Consider the following 19,532-nt stretch of genomic DNA (forward strand, 5'->3'; position numbering starts at 1 on the left):
TCGAGGGTGATGTTCTTTGATTTATTGTAAGTTAGTGACTGTAATTACTGAAGAAACACCTTGTGCTTTCGTATTAGGATTATACATTGCTTCTGCATAAGCTGGAGGAACAATGTATTTTCCAATGTTAACCGCTTTGATTTTATAAACAATTTCTTTAGCAGAAGAATCTATGCCACCAAAGAAATTTACCCGATCTTCACGTATGTCTATGTAATCCATAGTATCATTTTTTACTGAATCGTTTACTACTTCAAATCCCCCAGGTAAAAGATCTTCAATTGCGATATTGGGTAGATAATCGCTTTCTAAAGCACGGATGTGGATATGTACTTCAATTTCGCTGCCTAGGGTTGTTGAATTGATCGCATTCCCTTTACTGTCTTTGTATTCTCGGAAAATTTCTAGGCCTTGTTTTAAAGGGGTATCTGGCATAATTCGGTTAAAACCAGATTGCATCAGCTGATAGAAAAATGTTTGTTTATCAGGATTATTAAACTGTATTTTTTGGACAGCATTATCAATTTCAGTTTTTTGATAATTTGAATTAGTAATGGGGACGTTCATTTTCTGATTATTCGCCATAATCTTTGTCATTGATAAAGCAGATGCGGCGTCATTAGATACGTTTTGATGATAAGCACCTAGTGCAAGACTTGTATAGCCGGATAATACTGTATTTATTTCATTATTATTAATTGCTTCAATTAATCGCATTAATAATTGATTTCCTACTTGTGGCAATAAGTTAGGGAAATGTTTCGCAACAATATATAAGTATTGAGCATCTGCTATAGCGCTATTATAAAAATCGGTCACATATGCTTGATTGTTCTGCGGCTTATATAGACCAATCAATTGATTTGCTTCATCATGACTTTGTAGCAATTGATAAGAAGCAGCGATATAGACTGTGGTAATATCTTTTTGCCATGCTTTTGTTTTGTCTTTTTCTAAATACAATTGCAGGTTTGCTAGATAGTTTGTAGTTACAATTTCATTGCGTGTTAAAACATAAATCGCATAAGCCTGAATTCTAGCTGCTTCCATATCTGAAACATTTTGACTTGCTAATGTTTTAAGATAATTAATACCGTTAAAGAATAAATCATTAGGTACATTAAATCCTTGGGTTCTTGCTTCAGTTAGGAAGTGCATTGCATAAACACTTGCAAAGTCGTTGCCGTCATTGTCGCCAAGTCCAGGCCAATAACTAAAGGCTCCATTAGACATCTGGCGTTGGCTTAGCATTTGGACCGTGTCATTTACTTTCTCATGTACTTGTTTTGTTTCTTCACCAAATCCAGTTTGGTTATTCATGGCGAGCAAGGGTAGGGCTTTGCTGGTTAATTGTTCTGTGCAGCCATAAGGATAATTATCAAGATAACGTTGTAAGCCAAAAACCAGAATCATTGGGCTTGTCGAAACAGTAGCATTCACTTTTCGATACTCAGGATACAGTGTTTGCATGATATCTAATGTTTTTTGTTTTTCTGCTGATTTGCCGCTCGTGATATAGGTACTGAGAGGCATTGCTGGTCTGACACTAAGTGTAGCACTCATTGTACTGGATTTATCACCCATACTTGTCTTAAAGTTGAGCTTTGCTGCACCTAATTGAGATGTTGCTTTCAGTTTAAAATGTACCGTTTGTTCATGGCCTTCGGCAATTTCTAAAGTTTGTGTCGCTGGGCCCATGATTTTGAGTTCAGGTGAGGCACTTAAATCAACACGAATGGATGCATGTTCTCCCGAATCCTTGACGTTATTCGCAATCGATGAAGATACTTCAAATTCATCTCCTGGAGCGACAAACGTGGGAACATTGGGATTAATAATAAAATCCCCTCGTATTTCGGCAGAAGTTTCTTGTGAGCCAACAGAGTCAGAGGATACCGCAACAGCCATAACTCGTAAGGTACCGTTAAAATAATCTGGAACTTGATAGACTAATTGATGATTACTGGGATCTGTATCTACGATGCCTGACCAATAGGCGACAGGTAATTCAGTCTTTCTCTTAAAAGGATTAAGACGGCTTGCCATGCCTTCCTCTCCATTATCACCACCAACAGCAGAAAGCTCTCGATCTTGAATAAATTTGGGCATTATTTGGTCTACTGTTTGTTGCGTCAAAACTTCAAGCGCATGTTTTTGAAAAAAGAACGCTAATGGATCAGGTGTTTCATAGCGCGCGACTTGGAGAATACCTTCATCTACTGCAAAAACAATAATTTTTCCAGGTTTATCTGTATGATAATTGATGGTAAATGGTTCCCCAGGACGGGCAACTTTCTCAGTGAGCAAGTCAATTTTTATATCGTGGTTATCATGATTGACCGTAAATGGAACAACACTATAACTAAGTGGGCTGATAAAAATTTCAGGTGAATTCCAGTCGCGAATGAAGGCAACATTGATGTAACCATCTCCTTGAAAATCAGCCGGAATATGAATGGTTTGTATTGAATTAGTTGTATCTGTTTTGAACCATTGTGCTGCATAAACCTTATCACGTTCAATTGTAATCAAACCTGATCCTGTGTAGGGAGATGTGATTTGGATTTCGATGTCTTCATTGACTTGGTATTCAGGTTTATTTAATTTAATCGATAGCTCAGCATTTTTCGCTAAGGGTTGTTGGCTTGCCCCTACAACACTAAATTTTAATTGATTTAGAACGGTATCATCTTTACCTAAAACATTTAAAGAGAAATTGCCAATTTGTTGGGTTGGTAAAGTATAGGCAGTACCTTGTTCTGCAATGTTAAATGGAGTGGTATTTAGTACTTTAGATTGAATAACCGATTGATATTGATAGGTTCCGTCTGGTTTTTTAACCAAAGTGGTTATGGGTTGCAACGAAATAAGTTGGATTTTTAAATCTTTTACTTCTTCTTTATTTAATTGGGGATTTACAGCAATATAATGAACACTACGTGCACTATTTTGTTTAATAAATGATAAATCACCGTCAGGTTTGTATCCAACAAAATAAGGCAACGGACTGATTAATGCCTTAGATTGGCTTGTTACACTACGACCACCTTCTGATTCAAAACCTTCTGCGAAAAAGGTAAGTTGATAGGTTGCTTTTTCATAACGGTCAAGATTTAAATCAAACTCTGCTTCACCTTTATCATTTGTTGTAAGGTCAGATAATGTTTCTGTAAATACTTTAGGGGGTTTTTTCGGATCTAATAATGGATCAACAAATAAATAATCTGGATATTGTTCAAATTCAACTTTCTGGGGTATGAGTAAAATTTTAGCACTTATTCTTCGATGAGCAGCAGGTGCGCCATATAAATTCCAAAGATTGACTTCACCTTTTAATCCTGTGGGTGAACTCCATCCTGAAGAAGGTTTTGGAGAGAACTGTGTCGTAATTCTCATTCTATCAGGCAGGAACTCAGAAACTCGTATGGTTGTGGAACCGAGAAGATTTTGCGGATAACCATCTTTGACTAAATATAAATTAACCATATACTGACCCGTAGGAGAGTTAGCATTGGTTGTAAAATCAAGATCCATATAACCTAAATCATTGAGGGTAATTTTTTCATCTTTTATGGTGGTTCCTCTTGAATCAACTACAGTAACTTGCAAAGGCAATCCTGCTGGTTGAGGTTGTGCATAAGCTTGCTTTACTATCATGCCAATGTGGACAGCGTCACCTGGTCTATAAATACCTCTGTCAGAAAAAAGATAGGCACTGAGACTATGCAGCTCCTGGTTGTATGTATAAAGCCCTCCAATGTCAAATTTAGAGAAATTTAATTGTCGATTGGCGTTATTATAAGGAATGAACGAGACATCATTATTTAATTGCGCTAAATAGACTGTTGGTTCTCTATCATCAACAAAATCTTTTAACGATGGAAAAGTGGCTCGGCCTTGAGCATCGGTGACTCGAGACAAGATAGGTAAACCATTTTTACCTAAAACAGTGACAGTTGCATTAGCAACTGGTGCTCCTTGAGTTATTGAGTCAACAAAAACATCATGACTGCCATCATTATTATCTTTTACCAATAAGGCCAGATCTGTAATTAATATCATACGACTTGCTTTTACATCTAATGCTGTCTTATTAGCAACATCCCATCCAGTAGCTTGTAGTAAAAAGAGTCCTTGTGGGCCCAGGGTATTTGTGCTCATTGTAAGATACTTATTAAAATCAAGAGCAGTATACTGTTGCTTTGCTAAATCAGAGGCATCAAACTCTTGAGTTTCTGAAGAGATTTGGCTGATATTTTGTTGATTAAATGTAGGATTAATGAAGTAGGGATTATTAAAATCACCTTGGGTTTGAGTAATTAATTGATTGACGTTTTCAGGTAAAACTCGAGCAAAATCAAATTTTACAGCGGGTACACCCCGAACCAGTACGGAAAGCTTTTTCTCACTACTTAAGGCTAATAATGAGCCTTTGTGTAAAAAACTAATTTCTTTAGGGATTGCTGGAACAGGAATGACCGTTGCATATTCATTTCCTAACGTAAAGTTTCCAAATCCCTGCATTCCTTTATCAATTTTTATATAAATGTATCGTGGTGTTTCGGCTTTAAATTTGAAGCTATGGAGGGTTGAGTAGTTCTGTTCTGTGGGGAGAGCTTCCCTATTTAAAGGAGTTGCTAAAGAAAGTACGGTTTGGGTTACTTCGCCTGGATTTTGCCATTGATAATTTGCTTTGGCCTCTTCTGCAACAGTTGCAGGCTTATCTTTAGGGAGTAAGAAAATGTGTACCGATTTGTTAAATTCACTTTCGTTGATGCCTAAAGATGTTTCAATTGTAAGAACTTGCTCTGGCCTATCTTTGTCATTGCGAATAATTGAAGCAGATGCAGAGATAATTTTTAAGAAATCTTGGGCGCTAGGTATTAAGAGATTCTGCGTGAGCTCATGTTGTAAATGAGCGGAGTCAGTTGAGGAAGTTACTTCCTTATTTAAGGTTAATCGTAAATAGCGAGCTACATTATCTATTTTTATTGTTTCTGAATGCAGATAGGCAACACGTTTATTTTTATCATAAGTCACCGTAAAAGACTGTTTTGCAGCAGTTGCACCTGGCTGTGCCTGGTACATTAATAAAGTATTTTTCTCCAAGGTTTTGGGGTTTACTGGATAATTGAACTCTATTGTGGCTACCGCATTTCTAATTTCGGCATGTACCGGATCTTGATAAAGTTTAAATTCAGTAATTGTTCCTTGGAAAGGATTGGTGTTAAATGAATAATCATAACGTTCCATATTTGCATTTTTTGTAAAAAAATCGGGGGCAAAATGAATCGTAAATTTCTGTCCCGCAGGCCAATCTTCAGAGGGAGTAAATACTAATTGACTGTCTGTATTCCAGGTCCATGTTCCAGGTATAATTGGAGTCATTTCTATACCATGAGTGACTGTTTTACCTATTTCACTCAATGGCGCAACAGATTGATTAATAAATCCATTATTTTTTATTCCAAAATCAATGATTAAGTTATTGGGTACTAATTGTTCTTCAGTATTGGGTGTGATATCAGGTACTGTAATTTGTGCGGTAGTATAAATGGGCTTTGGTAAGTTTTTATACCAATGGACTGTATAGCCTGCTGCAATTAAAATAAGGATGAGTAAAAAACTACTTCCCCAAAACATTTTAGGAGATGATTTTGATTTATTGCAAAGATAATTCACCCATGGAGGGCTTCGCCAATTTAATTTGCCAAATACAGATGAAAATGCATTTAGAATTAAAGAGAGTGGACTTTTAGTCATAGTTTATCCCATGTGGTGAAAACTGATTGAAACTTTTTGCACCTATTTTATACTTTTTAGTGCATAATAGCGACTATGAACAAAACATTTAAATTCTTAAGCATAATCTTTGTTGGACTATTTGTCAGTGCCTATTTGATAATATTTTTTTTACCAAAACCGATGCTATTGGAAGGTACTCGTTTTTCGCGCGCAGTTTATGATGATCGTCATCAGTTATTAAGATTAACTTTAAGTCAAGACGAGAAATATCGACTTTTTACACCATTATCACAAATCTCAAAACAACTCATTGATGCGACATTGTTACAAGAGGATCAGTATTTTTATTGGCATCATGGGGTCAATCCTTGGGCGACCATAAAGGCGATTTGGCAAACTTATGGCGTACAATCGCGCAGAGTTGGCGCTTCAACGATTACGATGCAAGTTGCACGCATGCATTATGGTTTAAATTCAAAACACATAACAGGGAAATTCATCCAAATTATTCGTGCGATACAAATTGAAATGCATTATAGCAAAGAGCAAATATTAGAGGCATATTTAAATTTGGCTCCTTATGGTGGCAATATTGAAGGAGTGGGGGCCGCAAGTTTGGTTTATTTTGGAACTTCAGTAAATAAGATTACTTTACCACAAGCTTTAACCTTGAGCATCATTCCTCAAAACCCAGGAAAAAGAACACCAAACAATAAAGAGTTACGCAAAATCAGGGCGCATTTATTAGAGCGTTGGCTCTATAAACATCCTGAGGATGTCAATAAAAAGGGAATGTTTGATTTGCCTTTAGTCATGCAAAATATCCATACCCTCCCGTTTTACGCACCTCATTTTACGAATACTCTATTACAAGATACATCATTGAAACAACAAAGTATTGATACAACTTTAGATTACCGCACGCAAATGATTATCGAGCGGATTACACGCCATTACCTTGCGAGAAAAAAAAGTATGGGCGTAAATAATGCGGCAATTTTACTTTTAGACACCCGAGATATGGGGATTAAAGGGATGTTGGGCTCCGCTGACTTTTTTAATCAAAGTATTAGTGGCCAAATTAATGGTACAGAAACCAAACGATCACCTGGGTCAACACTTAAGCCCTTTATTTATGGTTTGGCTTTGGATCAAGGTTTAATTCATCCAGATACTGTTTTAAAAGATGTGCCTCATAGCTTTAATGGCTATAATCCAGAAAATTTTGATTATGATTTTATGGGACCAATTAAGGCCAAAGATGCATTGGTTCTCAGTCGCAATATTCCTGCAATTTATCTTGCAAGTCAATTGACCAATCCAACGCTGCATCAATTGTTAGAGAAAGCACAAATAAGTCAACTTCGCTCAGAATCTTTCTACGGCCTTTCTTTAAGCTTAGGTGGTGTTGAGTTAACCATGAAGGAATTGGTTGGGTTATACGCCATGTTAGTGAATGATGGTTTTTGGTATCCCATTCGTAGTATTAAAGATGAAGTAAAACCTAAAGGTATTCGTGTATTAAGTCCTGAAGCAAGTTACCTTGTATTAGATATGCTAAAAAACACGCCACAATTGGATTATCTCCCTCGAGGAGGAACACAGTTACCCGTTGCTTGGAAAACTGGAACATCATCAGGTTATCGTGATGCTTGGGCAATTGGTGTATTTGGTCCTTATGTTTTAGCGGTATGGATAGGAAACTTTGACAATAAAGCCAATCCTGCGTTTATTGGTAAAGATATTGCTGCTCCATTGTTCTTTGAACTTATTGACGCATTAAAACAAGAGCGAGGGCCCGTTCGAGCATTAGATAAAGATCCAGAACAAATGAATCTGAAAAAAATAGAAATCTGTAAAGCTTCTGGAATGTTACCAACACGCTATTGCCAAGATACTGAATGGGGCTGGTTTATTCCAGGAAAATCACCTATAAAGACCGATACAATTTATCGAGAAGTTGCCATTAATAGCAAAACAGGTTTACGAACATGTCATATTGATGCAGATACACGTTTCGAAATTTTCGAATTTTGGCCCTCTGATTTACTCAATATTTTTAAGAAAGCTGGAATACAAAGACACTCGCCGCCTTTTTTTGAACCTGATTGTGCATTATCAGGAAATGCGAGTATTAATCCACATATAACTTCTCCTCAAAATGGAATTACTTATGTTATTCGGGCTGACTCTCAGCAAAATAATACTATTCCCCTTACTGCTGTGACGGATGCAGGAGTTGCTTATGTATATTGGTTTATCAATGAAACATTCATTGCAAAAACGAAAGCAGGTGAGTCTTATCTCTGGAGTGCTAAGCCTGGTAAATTTGTGGTTCGAGCAGTCGATAATCATGGCCAATCTGCTGCTCGCGATATTACTGTTCAATTAGACAGTTAAAAAATATTCTATATAGATGTTAAAATTATCGAGATGAGCGCTATTAAATCCAAGAGATTTCTTTTTTAATTACAGTATATTTTTAATATCATGGCTTCCAGGGTTAAGCCTGGCCCAAATGCACAACTAAAAATATTTTGATTATCGTTTTTAATCTCTAATTTATCCCAAATTTTTTTCAAAACAAATAATACGGTTGCAGAAGACATATTTCCATAGTTTCTTAATACTTCATAAGCATGTTCATTCTTTTGAGTAGGGATGTTTAATGTTGCTTCACATGCCTGCAGAATTTTAATACCGCCAGGATGAATTGCATAATGATGAATATCATCAAAGGAATAATGTGATTGTTGCAATAGTTTTTTAGTAAACATAAAGATCCCTGATTTAATCGCCTCAGGTACATAAGAGCTCAATACAATATCAAATCCATAGTCAGCAATACTCCATGCCATATCGTGATGAGTTTGTGGCACCAGATCACAATAAAATGATTGAATACAGAAATGCTTATCTAAGTTAGAATGATTTTGAATCAAAACAGATGCCGCGCCATCAGCAAAAAGAGCATTTGAAACCATGTTTTCTAGGTTAAAATTATTTTGAAAGTGAATACTGCATAACTCAACACATACTAATAATACATTGGCGTTTTGTTCTGCTTGGCAAAATGCATTAGCTACTTTTAAACCATTAAACGCTCCATAGCATCCCATAAAATTAATTGCTGTGCGCTTTACAGAGGGAGCCAAATTAAGCTTTTGAACAATTTCAATATCAATCCCAGGTGCATACATGCCAGTACAACTTACTGTGATTAAATGCGTGATATTTTTTTTATCAAATGCAATCGAATTTAGGCAATTTTCAATAGCTGCCATGGACAAATGAAGTGCATTTTGTTTATATAAGTGCATTCGTTGTGCTGTGGAAGGAAAAGTATCTTTAGGATCATTGGGGAAAAATTCGAACTCTCCAGGCAACTTGCAATAATCGCTTAAGATGCTATATCGAGTGTTGATTCCTGAGGATTTATAAATTTTTTTTAATATTCTTTCTTGGCTCTCATCAAGATGAAATGCGTCTACAATCAGTTTAGCAACTTCCACTTGCGTGCGTTTAAAAGGTGGATTTGCTATGCCAATGGCGGTAATTTTTGATTGCATTTTTTCCTTTTTAAATAGTCCCTTAAGAGAAATAAATTTATACCATAAATTTTAGGAAAGAAGAGTAATTGCAGTATTTATTTATTTATTGCAAAATAAAAATTTGCTTGTTGTTAAAAAGGATATGACTCAACTTACAAAACGATCAAAAGAAAAAGAATTAATTGATCTAGGCCCAGACTATTATACGCCGCAGGAATACATCCAGTCATTAAAAAAGCTTTTTAAAATTAATCAATTAATGGGTATTTTTAAACATACCGTCCATTTGCTAAAACAATTTCCTCCCAATGCGGTACTAGTTGATGTTGGTTGTGGCGGCGGATTATTTTTGATAAGTCTGGGTAAATATTATCCTAATATGCGTTTATTAGGTTTAGATGTCTCTAAAGAAGCTATTCAATTAGCTCAAGATGAATTGCAAAATTGTCAGCAACTCAATAGAACAATTTCTATTGAGTTTCAATTACAGCATCAACCCAAATTAGAATTAACACCAAATAGTGTAGATATCATATTAATCAATTTAGTTTGTCACCATTTAGATGATGAAGAGTTAGTTCATTTTTTACTTAAAGCCAATAATACAGCTCGTCATGCTGTCATAATCAATGATCTGCAGCGAAATTTTTTCGCTTATTGGTTTTACAAAATCATCAGTCCATTACTCTTTAATAATCGTTTAATTACTCATGATGGGCTTATTTCGATTCAGAAAGGTTTTACTCGAAAAGAACTAAAAACTTTATTGAAGCAGGCAAATATTAATAATTACCGTATAAAATGGCACTTCCCATTTTGGTGGAGTATTCTTATCTTAAAAGAGTAAGGATTAAAATCGATGACATTGGATGTGCTGATTATCGGAGGAGGGCCGGCTGGTGCTACGGTTGCTATTTTGCTTGCCGAAGCGGGGTGGTCAGTAGGCTTAATTGAAAAGAAAGAATTTCCACGTAAAAAAGTTTGCGGCGAATTCATCTCTGCCACGAGTTTGCCACTTTTACAAATATTAGGATTGGAAAAGTTCTACTTTGAAAAAGGGGGACCTGAGATTACCCAGGTAGGTCTGTATGCTGGTGATGTAATTTTGACAGCTAATATGCCACACTTGAGTTCCGCAACAAACCCATATGGAAGAGCACTTGGACGTGAATATTTAGACACTGCATTAGTTAATAAGGCTAAGTTTAATGGTGTCAATATTTGGCAACCTTGTGAAGCAACACATATACAGCATAAAAATGGCTTATTTTTTTGTACTATTAAAAAAGAAGATAGAACGTCTGAGATTATTTGTTCTGTGCACGTTGTTATAGCTTATGGTTCTTGGGGTAAACCCATTAATTCTTCAGATCCTAAAATACATAAGGCATCCGATCTCTTAGCATTTAAAGCACATTTCAAAAATTGCAGTTTGCCAACGAATTTGATGCCTTTATTAGCTTTCCCTGGAGGATATGGCGGCGTTGTGCATAGTACCCCACAACACGTCGCTCTTTCATGCTGTATTCGACGAGATATGTTGAAAAATTTGCGGCTGAAATCTCCTGATTTACCCGCAGGTGAAGTAGTGTTTCAGTACATTAAAGCCCATTGTCGTGGGGTTCGTGAGGTATTTGACCACGCCCAGAATGAAGGAAAATGGCTGGCTGCCGGTCCAATTCAGCCCGGTATTCGAAGCTGTTATAAAAATGGTATTTTTTTTGTGGGTAACATTGCTGGGGAAGCTCATCCTGTTGTAGCTGAGGGAATTAGTATGGCAATGCAATCCGCATGGCTACTTTCACAAAGTTTGCTTCAATTTAATCTCAAACAGAATAAAAATCAGAATGATGCCGGCAAATATTATACACAGCAATGGCGTAAATATTTTGCTCATCGAATCCATGCTTCTGCTTTTTTTGCACATATGGTAATGATAAAGCCTTGGGGTAGGGCATTGTTGCTGCCTATCGTGCAACAGTTTCCTGCTCTTTTAACCTTAGGGGCAAAATTCAGTGGTAAAATACAACAAGTTGTACCCACTAATAATCGTAATAATATTTAAATAAGAATTATTCTATTTCAGAAAAGTTGAATCTTAAAAAAGACATACGTAGGCGGGGTGGGGATGAATTGTCAACCTGCCATAACTGGCTTTAGAGTACCTTTCGTTCCATTACGTGTCACACCCCAAACAAAGCTCTTCCGCGCATTATTGCATTGATCAAAACAGAATGGACTAAACTGTATCGTTTTGAGCTAAAAAATAAAATCCCAAGATGATCATTTGTTGAGCATTATGTAAATATAAACTACAATTACTTATATGAATATCGAGGGAAAGTATTCCTTATAAGGTAAATATGTTTGAGCATCTTTTTAGTTTTTTCAAAAATAATGATAGTAAAAATGATGAATTATCAAAATATCTAAAGGCAAAATATTTTGAAGAATTATGTAGAGATAATATTTGGACTTCTGGAACCCCGAAAATTGGACAAATTGGTCCATACACCTTAATAAATAATGGGGGAGAAATTTTCTTTGAACATGAGGGACTACGTAATTTAGAAAAAAAAGAGTATATAAAAAAGAGTGGTGAGTTGAATTGCAATTGGAAAGCAAGAATTACTATAAACAAGGAGGAATTATTTAAAGCCTATGAAATAATAATGCCCATCATTTTAAAGTACTCGAAAGAATTCCCATCTTTTAAGATACAAAATATTTTTCGTCACACTAGAAAAATAGAAGAACTTAACATGGAAATAAAGCATACCCAAAAAAATCCCCATAAAGAAGTGAAAGTTAATGATGAGGGTAAAATTGTTACTTTAAGTGGACATAATTTAGAAACTTACTATCAAAAATGCATTGAATCCATTAACCGTTTAAATGAAGGTCTGCAATTCACCGTTTACATAACCCCTGGTAACGAAAAGAAAGTAAATTTTCTTCTTGCCAAGATAGAAAAGGCTATTAAGCAAAACAAAATTAGGCAAGGGGCTATTCATAAAAGTGATTTACAATTAGGAGAATATACTTCCGTTCGCCATCCTGGAAAAAAATATACTTATGGTATTTCAGCTGAGTCTTTTAACCCTGATGGTGTGCCTAATCCCTTTTTAAGCATCAAACGGATAAAATATAAACTTAATAAAAGACAAAATAAAAAAAACTATAAGGAGCATTCTAATACATTCGGCGATGAGTTATTCAGCGATAAGCAGACATTCAGCGAAACTTTTTTTCAACATAACACTCAAAACACTCAAGAAGACTCTAAGAAAAACAACCCATCTAATGATATTAATCTAATAAAATAGGGGTCTAGGCGCTAATCCCAGAAATTTCTGGAATAATTCTTATTACTTTGTTGTAATGATAATAGGTATTTAAATTCTTCTTGCAATCTGATTTGAATCGGTAAATATTATGCACAGCAATGGCGTAAATCGATTTTATGCCTTTTGAAATACTCGGCCCCTAGATGTGATTATCCCATCAATGTGATGAGCAGATGCCGCTGTTGTGGCGTATAACGATGCTCATACAAATAGATCCCTTGCCAACTTCCTAATGCGAGTTTCTTATTTTGTATAGGGATGCTCAGACTTGTTTGAGTTAATATGGTTCGGATATGAGCTGGCATATCATCTTTACCTTCTACAGTATGCTTAAATAAGGGATCACCATCTGGGATAAGTTTCTGCAGAAAGTTTTCTAAATCTTCGCGTACTTGTGCATCATAGTTTTCGCATATCATTAATGACGCACTTGTATGCTGTAAAAATAAGTGGCATAGTCCGTTTTGAGAAGAAAAATTTGCGCCTATGAGATTGATTTTATCCGTGATATCAAAAGTACCTCGACCAGTTGTATTCAGTATCAGTGTATGTTGTTCTAAGTGCATTCTCGTTCTACTCTCTAGAAAATTTTTTTCCTTGAATGATTGTACTATTCCATTTCATAATTGTGTATTTTTTTTAATTCAATTAATTCATCATGAAACAACAGAAGAGAAAAATGAAAGTTGGTGCAATAAAATATATGACAGTAAGTGTGCTATGGGGAATTATGATGTCGAGTCATGCTGATCAAAACAAATTTTTATTAATTGCCGATCCCAAAATACTCGCTATCCCCATCATAGATAACCATGAAAGGATGATTGATTTAAAAAAACAGCATGAAATTGCTTACGGTCCTTCGCCTGAAATTCCGAATAATAGCGACTATACAAAACTAAGAAAAACAGTTTATGAGAAACTAAAACAAGCACAAGCATTATTGCCCCAAGGATTACGTTTTCGTTTGTATGAGGGATATCGGAGCTTAAAATTGCAAGAAATGTTATTCGATGCACGATATGCAAAAGTTAAAGCACAACACCCATCCTGGTCTCCTGCGCAGTTGTTTCATGAAACTACCAAATTGGTTTCACCGGTATTTAATTTGGATTCTTCAAAAAATATTCCACCGCATTCAACAGGTGGTGCTATTGATGTCTATTTAATTAATGACAAAGGTGAGGAAGTGGATATGGGCATTCATCCTAAAGATTGGATGAGCGATTTACATGGCACATTATCATTAACAAATTCTGATGTTATTTCAAAAGAAGCAAAACATTACCGACATATTATGAGTGACGTATTAAGTCGTGTAGGTTTTGTCAATTATCCCACCGAATATTGGCATTGGTCTTATGGTGATCGTTATTGGGCTTACAACTACCATAAATCTCATGCAATCTACAGTAGTTATACTGCAAAGGAAAACAAATAAATTAAGAGGCATTAGTGAATATGTTCTCATTCAATATGATGCGCCTGTTTGTTGGAGTCTGTAACTTGCATGGCTACAACTGGCTCCATTTACTTACCACATAAAAAGCATTTTCAAGGAATGAGAAGAATTTTTTGATGATTTTATTTTTTATCAGTTCGACTTATAATGACGCAAAAATCCCAGTATATTTTTGCTTCCTCAAAGTTCATAATCAAAAACAATAGGGGAGTTGATGCCATTAACTAAATTAGGTAATATTTTATTAGTTGCGTAATTAATATGAGCAGGATGATTTAAATATATTTCTCTATCTTCTGCAGTAAGAAACTCCATAACAAATCCAAATAAATATCCTCTGTCTAAATTCTCTGGGCTGTTATTTTTTCCACAACTAAAAGATTGTATTTCTGGGATTATTTCTATTAATGCTCCTAGCCCTTTTAGTAACTCCAAGCATTCATTATCATTAAGTTCATCTTTAAAAGGTAAAAGAACAATATGCCTTATCATTTAAGTGGTCCTTTAGTTTATTGCATTGGATAAATTTTAAATTAATTTCTGAGAAAAGGGTAGCGTTCCTGAATTTGATTAATTTAAACGTATTGTTGCTAAACGAAGGCACAGATAAAAAAATTAAACTCACTGCCGCGAAAAAAGTTAGGCTATGCAACACCCAATGAAATTTTTAACAAGGGTAATAATTTAAGGATTTAATTTAATTTTATAAATCTTCTTCAATAGCATTCAAACCTGCTTGTCCACAAATACCATCTAGCTCTGGATTAGCGCCACTGATTCCAATTGCACCAATATGTTGACCGTCTTTAGTAATGATAGGAAGGCCGCCCTCAAGTAGAACGATGCCAGGGACACTAAGATATGGGCCGTTATCGATATTTTTATTTCTATCTGCAAGTACTTTCGTTGAAACAGGTATGCTTGCTGAAGTCATAGCTTTAAGTTGAGACATTCTAACACTAACAAAGTTATTATTATCCATACGGCGGTAATATTTGAGATTTCCATGAGCATCCATAATAGCAATTGCTATACACACTTTATTTTCTATGGCTGTCTTTTCTGCGGCATCAGCCATTTTTTTTGCCATTTGCAATGATAATGCTTTAATCTCTAATGTCATTTTCCGATTCTCATTTAATTATTTTACGACGGAATTATAGTACATGTTTCGAGTTAGTTTTATTTGTACCTTCTTTCAATTCTGCAGAAACTGGGGTATTGACCCCATTTGTGTCAAAATTTACGGTTTGATATGCTCCATAATGAAGTTCGTTAGTTTTACTCCTCTAATTTCTACATTTTGTTGTTTGACTACTTTAAATCCTTTAGCTTCAAAAAATGGTTTTGCTGTAATACTCACTTCAGCAAACACTCGCTTTAGGTTCAAATCGTTTGCCTTATTAAAGATTTCATTCATTAATGAAGCACCAATGCCAAAACCTTGATATTCATGATGCACATAAAAGCAATCAATGTGACCATTTGGTTCAAATTCTGTAAATCCAACTATTTTATCGTCGATTAGAGCAACCAAAGGCGTAATAGTTTCCCATTTTTTCTTCCATCCGGTTAATTCTAGAGATGAATAAGGTGCCCAAGCATTAATTTGGTCTTCAGAGTAATCCTGAATATTAATATTATGAATGGTATAGTAATAAATATTGACTAAGTGTTGCGCATCAGCAGGTGTATATGGTCGAATATTAATTTGAATGGTCATAATAATCTCTCTTTGCTGTCAAGCTGAAGCGTGCTCCATTCTGACGTCAGGATAAAATGTAAGCGGCCAAATTAAATTGCCGCCATCAGCCCCATTATTTTGCCTATTTTTCACCGATTAATAGACACTTTCTAGCGGCCTCTATGAAATTATAAAATAAAATTTACTTTTTGAATCCAGTTTATTTTCTTCTATGCTTAATTAATCAATGTTTCTAAGGGAGATAAATATGGAAGACGTGGATGGTCACCTAAATTCGGCTGTATCTTTTAATTACCGAATTAAATAAAAGTTTACTTTCGGCTTTACTTATATTTCTCTATGGCAACAAAAATAATTAGCTTTATTTTGAAATCTGGATTGCTAGCAGATATTTACAGTAGAATAAGAAGCTTATTGAATAATACTAAGGAGATAAATTATTAATGGAATATTCTTATGGACAAAGAAACTTTACAGCCATTGCAATGAAGATAACGTAACAACCCGCGCAGCAGCTTTGGCTTATTATACTCTATTTTCTCTAGTTCCTATATTATTAATTTCCATTTACTTCGCTGGAACATTTTTTGGTGAAGAGGTAGCAAAAAGCCAAGTGTTAGCTGTAATAAAGGGTTTATGGGGAAGTGAAGTTGCCTTACAAATTCAAAAAATAATTAATGGCGTAAATTATTCTTCTACCACTTTATTCGCAAGAATAATAAGTACTTTTATTTTATTATTTAGTTCAGCAGGTGTTTTTAACGAAATTCAAGAGGGATTAAACACTATTTGGAAAGTTAAATCGAATGTTAACAAAGGATGGTTTTATCTTATTAAAAAAAGATTTTTATCCTTTGCGATGGTTTTTGTTTTCGCTTTTTTATTATTAGTTTCTTTAATCTTAAGTGCTTTTTTAGCATTGTTGAGTTCTCATATAAATTATTTTTTAGGAACAAATGTTTTAATGCAATTACTCATTAGTGATTTAATTTCATTTTTTATTTTAACTCTATTATTTGCTATGATTTTTAAATACTTACCTGACGTAAAACTTGCCTGGAAGCATGTATGGTTGGGTGCTCTAGTAACTTCTCTACTATTTAGTTTAGGAAAAATTGGAATCGGAATTTACCTAAATCAAGTTCGTCTTGTTTCAGTGTTTGGGGCGGCTGGTTTTTTAATTGTACTTTTGTTGTGGTTTTATTATTCAGCTCAAATTTTTTTTATTGGTGCTGAAATTTCAAAAATTCATTCGGAAAAAAGTACTTTATAAGTGAGCATCAAAATATTTAATTATCCTATTTACAGTAACATTCTTTCCTCAGCCCCTAGTTGAAATTTTATACTGGAGCAACGTTTTTGAAGAATACTTCTGTATATAATTTACTGTTTTTTTATCTTATAAAAAATTTAAACTAAAGAAATACCTACTATTTTCCACGCATTAATTGGAGTAAAAGAGGAATCCTTTGTCAATACATGTATCAATCCTTTAGGATCAATAGCAAATAAAGGCACATTTTTAGCATGTAAATAATCCTCATAGGAAAACTCTTCGGTTATGAGTGTTGTTTTTAATTTAGCATTTTGATTTAACCAATTTTCTAAAAACTGGTATGTTATTTCTTCCGTAAAAATCGTTCTCCCACTGTGTTTGAAATTAAATTTTTCCTGCTTTTGTCCTTCTTCAGGAAGAATAGTTTGAATAGTAAAAATATCTTGTGACTGAAAGTAAGAGCGAAAATGTTTTGCTGCAAGTATATTTAACTCTAAATAAGGTGTAAGGATTAATAATTGTTTGATTTTGATTAAATCCATATTATTTTCAACATGTTGCGATATAGGATTGCCCCATATTGTTGCTAACCCTTTCATTCTTGCCTCACATAAGGAAGGCCATTCTTCAGCAATTAAACAAACATAAAATTCGTTTTTATGCAGTTCCTCTGCGATTGCTTGTGCTACTTTATTTGCTCCAATAATAAGAAATCCTTGAGGTTCTGGTTCGGCTACATTTAATTTTAGCGCAATTATTTTAGCGGTAAGACTTTGTAATGTGATGGTACCAAGAATCATAAAGAAAGTTAGAGGAACTAATTGTTCTGCTTCTGGGTACCCAAAATGGCCTAATTGTATGGCAAATAAGGAAGAGATTGCTGCGGCAACAATACCACGCGGAGCAATCCAAGCAATCATATGTCGCTCCGCCAAAGATAATGTGGAACTTATTGAGCACACATACACATTTAATGGACGAATTAAAAATTGAATGAACAAAAACAATAAAATAGCTGGATAACCTAAACTAATAAATGAAGATAAATTAATACGTGCAGCTAAAATAATAAATAAAATCGATAGAAGTACTAAACTTAAACTTTCCTTAAAATTGAGTATATCATCTAACTCAATGTCTTTGACATTGGCTAAAGTAACTCCCATAACAGTAGCACTAAGTAAACCTGACTCAGAAATAATATAATTAGAACTTGCATAAATAAGACTTATCACTGTTAACACAGCAAAATTATGCAGATATTGAGGAATCCAATATTTTTTAAAGGCAATTCCTATAAATAAACCTCCAATAACTCCAAAAGAAACACCAGTAATGATTATTTTCCCAAAAGAAAGAAGTCCAGAAATAAAACCCTCTGAAACGTTATTAGAAATAATAAATTCAAACACCAATACAGCTAAAATTGCGCCAATGGGATCAATTAAAATTCCTTCCCAATGTAATACATTAGCAATATTACTATTAGGGCGTAAAATTCTTAACATTGGCCCAATTACGGTAGGGCCGGTGACTACCATTAGGGCAGCAAAAAGGAAGGAGACCTCCCAAGAAAAATTAATTATCCAATGGGTTGTTAATCCAGTGGAGACAAAGGTAATAAAAACACCTATGCTAATTAAATTACAAATTACAGAACCTAATCCAATAATTTTTGAGTATCTTAATGTCATACTACCTTCAAACAAAATTATGGCAACTGCAAGGGAAATGAAAGGAAGTAATAAAGCGCCTAATTGTTTGTCAGGATTTATCCAATGCATGATTGGACCAATAAAAATGCCTGTACAAAGTAAAAAGAGAATTGCAGCTATTTTAAAATAGGAGGCAATCCATTGACATAAAAAACCTGCGAGTAAGATAAGTGAAAATGCAAAAACTAATTTTTCAGGCATATAATTTCCTATTTTAATTTGTTAAAACTCGTTAAATACGTCTTCCTAAAACTTCATTTATATGAATTGCTTTTATTATTGCTAATTAACTTATTGCCATAGGTTCCCAAAATATTTTAATGAAGTTTTCAAAAATCCCCATGCTTCTTTTATGCGGCCTGATGTTGCCAATGGACTCTATATATCTTGATAAAACACCAACAGAAATGTGTGGAGGTAAGACCGGAACATCAGGATTAGTCCATACGTCAACTAAAACCACACCTTCATAAGAAAAAGTTTCCTGAAGTACTGGCTCTCTAATGAATCAATTTTTTTGACACTGTAACTTTCCCCATTGGTCAATGTAAAAGACTCTCACCCATATAGGCCACTAACCGACACATAAATTCCTTTTTTGTTAGTAAATATTGTCCAATTATAGACGTTTCCTGAATATGTAGTTCTTAATGTTTTCCTGGATATGGAGTTTTTAATTTATTGTCTATAAGTAAAAATAGCTTAAAAATTTTTCTTCACATGAGTTCCTA

13 protein-coding genes are annotated in these 19,532 nt (G+C 34.6%); 6 read left to right on the top strand and 7 right to left on the bottom strand.

The genetic code is table 11. The annotated features are described in order from the left end of the window. Positions 1 to 21 precede the first annotated feature (21 nt). Positions 22 to 5,763: an alpha-2-macroglobulin family protein gene (locus tag DYH34_RS08615; RefSeq protein WP_058463483.1), complete on the bottom strand. Its 5,742-nt coding sequence runs from the start codon at positions 5,761 to 5,763 to the stop codon at positions 22 to 24. 75 nt (positions 5,764 to 5,838) lie between these two features. Between DYH34_RS08615 and pbpC the strand changes: the two genes are divergently transcribed. After that, entirely contained in the window at positions 5,839 to 8,145 is a 2,307-nt protein-coding gene (pbpC, locus tag DYH34_RS08620; protein ID WP_058463482.1) for a penicillin-binding protein 1C, read from the top strand. Positions 8,146 to 8,210: 65 nt separating this feature from the next. Here pbpC and DYH34_RS08625 read toward each other — a convergent pair whose 3' ends face one another. Next, positions 8,211 to 9,314 carry a type III polyketide synthase gene (locus DYH34_RS08625; protein WP_058463481.1) on the bottom strand — a complete coding sequence of 368 codons (1,104 nt, stop codon included), beginning with the start codon at positions 9,312 to 9,314 and terminating at the stop codon, positions 8,211 to 8,213. A 124-nt stretch (positions 9,315 to 9,438) separates the two neighbouring features. Here DYH34_RS08625 and DYH34_RS08630 point away from each other — a divergent pair, with 124 nt between their 5' ends. The 3 genes from DYH34_RS08630 to DYH34_RS08640 all read left to right on the top strand — a co-directional run bounded on the left by DYH34_RS08630 (position 9,439) and on the right by DYH34_RS08640 (position 12,622). Continuing rightward, positions 9,439 to 10,143 carry a methyltransferase domain-containing protein gene (locus DYH34_RS08630; RefSeq protein WP_058463762.1) on the top strand — a complete coding sequence of 235 codons (705 nt, stop codon included), beginning with the start codon at positions 9,439 to 9,441 and terminating at the stop codon, positions 10,141 to 10,143. A gap of 12 nt (positions 10,144 to 10,155) precedes the next feature. Beyond that, positions 10,156 to 11,361 (top strand): NAD(P)/FAD-dependent oxidoreductase, encoded by a 1,206-nt coding sequence (locus DYH34_RS08635; protein ID WP_058463480.1) that lies wholly within the window; start codon positions 10,156 to 10,158, stop codon positions 11,359 to 11,361. Positions 11,362 to 11,659: 298 nt separating this feature from the next. Next, a complete protein-coding gene (locus DYH34_RS08640) occupies positions 11,660 to 12,622 on the top strand; it encodes a hypothetical protein (RefSeq protein WP_058463479.1) in 963 nt (320 codons plus the stop codon). A gap of 170 nt (positions 12,623 to 12,792) precedes the next feature. Here DYH34_RS08640 and DYH34_RS08645 read toward each other — a convergent pair whose 3' ends face one another. Continuing rightward, positions 12,793 to 13,209 (bottom strand): secondary thiamine-phosphate synthase enzyme YjbQ, encoded by a 417-nt coding sequence (locus DYH34_RS08645; protein WP_058463478.1) that lies wholly within the window; start codon positions 13,207 to 13,209, stop codon positions 12,793 to 12,795. A 167-nt stretch (positions 13,210 to 13,376) separates the two neighbouring features. Between DYH34_RS08645 and DYH34_RS08650 the strand changes: the two genes are divergently transcribed. After that, positions 13,377 to 14,084, top strand: a complete 708-nt coding sequence (locus tag DYH34_RS08650) for a M15 family metallopeptidase (protein ID WP_058463761.1) — start codon at positions 13,377 to 13,379, stop codon at positions 14,082 to 14,084. A gap of 201 nt (positions 14,085 to 14,285) precedes the next feature. Here DYH34_RS08650 and DYH34_RS08655 read toward each other — a convergent pair whose 3' ends face one another. The 3 genes from DYH34_RS08655 to DYH34_RS08665 form a co-directional block, all read right to left on the bottom strand. After that, complete coding sequence (locus DYH34_RS08655) at positions 14,286 to 14,597, bottom strand: Dabb family protein (RefSeq protein WP_058463477.1); 312 nt, start codon at positions 14,595 to 14,597, stop codon at positions 14,286 to 14,288. A 211-nt stretch (positions 14,598 to 14,808) separates the two neighbouring features. After that, the gene (locus tag DYH34_RS08660) at positions 14,809 to 15,228 is read right to left on the bottom strand and encodes a GlcG/HbpS family heme-binding protein (RefSeq protein ID WP_202972233.1); all 420 of its coding nucleotides are present in this window, start codon (positions 15,226 to 15,228) and stop codon (positions 14,809 to 14,811) included. A gap of 120 nt (positions 15,229 to 15,348) precedes the next feature. After that, the gene (locus DYH34_RS08665; protein WP_058463476.1) at positions 15,349 to 15,828 is read right to left on the bottom strand and encodes a GNAT family N-acetyltransferase; all 480 of its coding nucleotides are present in this window, start codon (positions 15,826 to 15,828) and stop codon (positions 15,349 to 15,351) included. Positions 15,829 to 16,258: 430 nt separating this feature from the next. Here DYH34_RS08665 and DYH34_RS08670 point away from each other — a divergent pair, with 430 nt between their 5' ends. Then, positions 16,259 to 17,083: a YihY/virulence factor BrkB family protein gene (locus tag DYH34_RS08670; RefSeq protein ID WP_280524243.1), complete on the top strand. Its 825-nt coding sequence runs from the start codon at positions 16,259 to 16,261 to the stop codon at positions 17,081 to 17,083. Positions 17,084 to 17,220: 137 nt separating this feature from the next. Here the strand turns inward: DYH34_RS08670 and DYH34_RS08675 are convergent, their stop codons facing one another. Next, positions 17,221 to 19,002, bottom strand: coding sequence for a cation:proton antiporter (locus tag DYH34_RS08675; RefSeq protein WP_058463474.1), 1,782 nt, complete (start codon positions 19,000 to 19,002; stop codon positions 17,221 to 17,223). Positions 19,003 to 19,532 lie beyond the last annotated feature (530 nt).

Source organism: Legionella cincinnatiensis, assembly GCF_900452415.1.
Taxonomy (GTDB): domain Bacteria; phylum Pseudomonadota; class Gammaproteobacteria; order Legionellales; family Legionellaceae; genus Legionella; species Legionella cincinnatiensis.

What these genes read in the sequence shown, in the direction of transcription:
- DYH34_RS08625 (WP_058463481.1), bottom strand. Translation starts at nt 9,314, where the DNA reads ATGCAATCAAAAATTACCGCCATTGGCATAGCAAATCCACCTTTTAAA.
- DYH34_RS08655 (WP_058463477.1), bottom strand. Translation starts at nt 14,597, where the DNA reads ATGATAAGGCATATTGTTCTTTTACCTTTTAAAGATGAACTTAATGAT.
- DYH34_RS08630 (WP_058463762.1), top strand. Translation starts at nt 9,439, where the DNA reads ATGACTCAACTTACAAAACGATCAAAAGAAAAAGAATTAATTGATCTA.
- DYH34_RS08615 (WP_058463483.1), bottom strand. Translation starts at nt 5,763, where the DNA reads ATGACTAAAAGTCCACTCTCTTTAATTCTAAATGCATTTTCATCTGTA.
- pbpC (WP_058463482.1), top strand. Translation starts at nt 5,839, where the DNA reads ATGAACAAAACATTTAAATTCTTAAGCATAATCTTTGTTGGACTATTT.
- DYH34_RS08640 (WP_058463479.1), top strand. Translation starts at nt 11,660, where the DNA reads ATGTTTGAGCATCTTTTTAGTTTTTTCAAAAATAATGATAGTAAAAAT.
- DYH34_RS08650 (WP_058463761.1), top strand. Translation starts at nt 13,377, where the DNA reads ATGTCGAGTCATGCTGATCAAAACAAATTTTTATTAATTGCCGATCCC.
- DYH34_RS08675 (WP_058463474.1), bottom strand. Translation starts at nt 19,002, where the DNA reads ATGCCTGAAAAATTAGTTTTTGCATTTTCACTTATCTTACTCGCAGGT.
- DYH34_RS08665 (WP_058463476.1), bottom strand. Translation starts at nt 15,828, where the DNA reads ATGACCATTCAAATTAATATTCGACCATATACACCTGCTGATGCGCAA.
- DYH34_RS08645 (WP_058463478.1), bottom strand. Translation starts at nt 13,209, where the DNA reads ATGCACTTAGAACAACATACACTGATACTGAATACAACTGGTCGAGGT.
- DYH34_RS08660 (WP_202972233.1), bottom strand. Translation starts at nt 15,228, where the DNA reads ATGACATTAGAGATTAAAGCATTATCATTGCAAATGGCAAAAAAAATG.
- DYH34_RS08635 (WP_058463480.1), top strand. Translation starts at nt 10,156, where the DNA reads ATGACATTGGATGTGCTGATTATCGGAGGAGGGCCGGCTGGTGCTACG.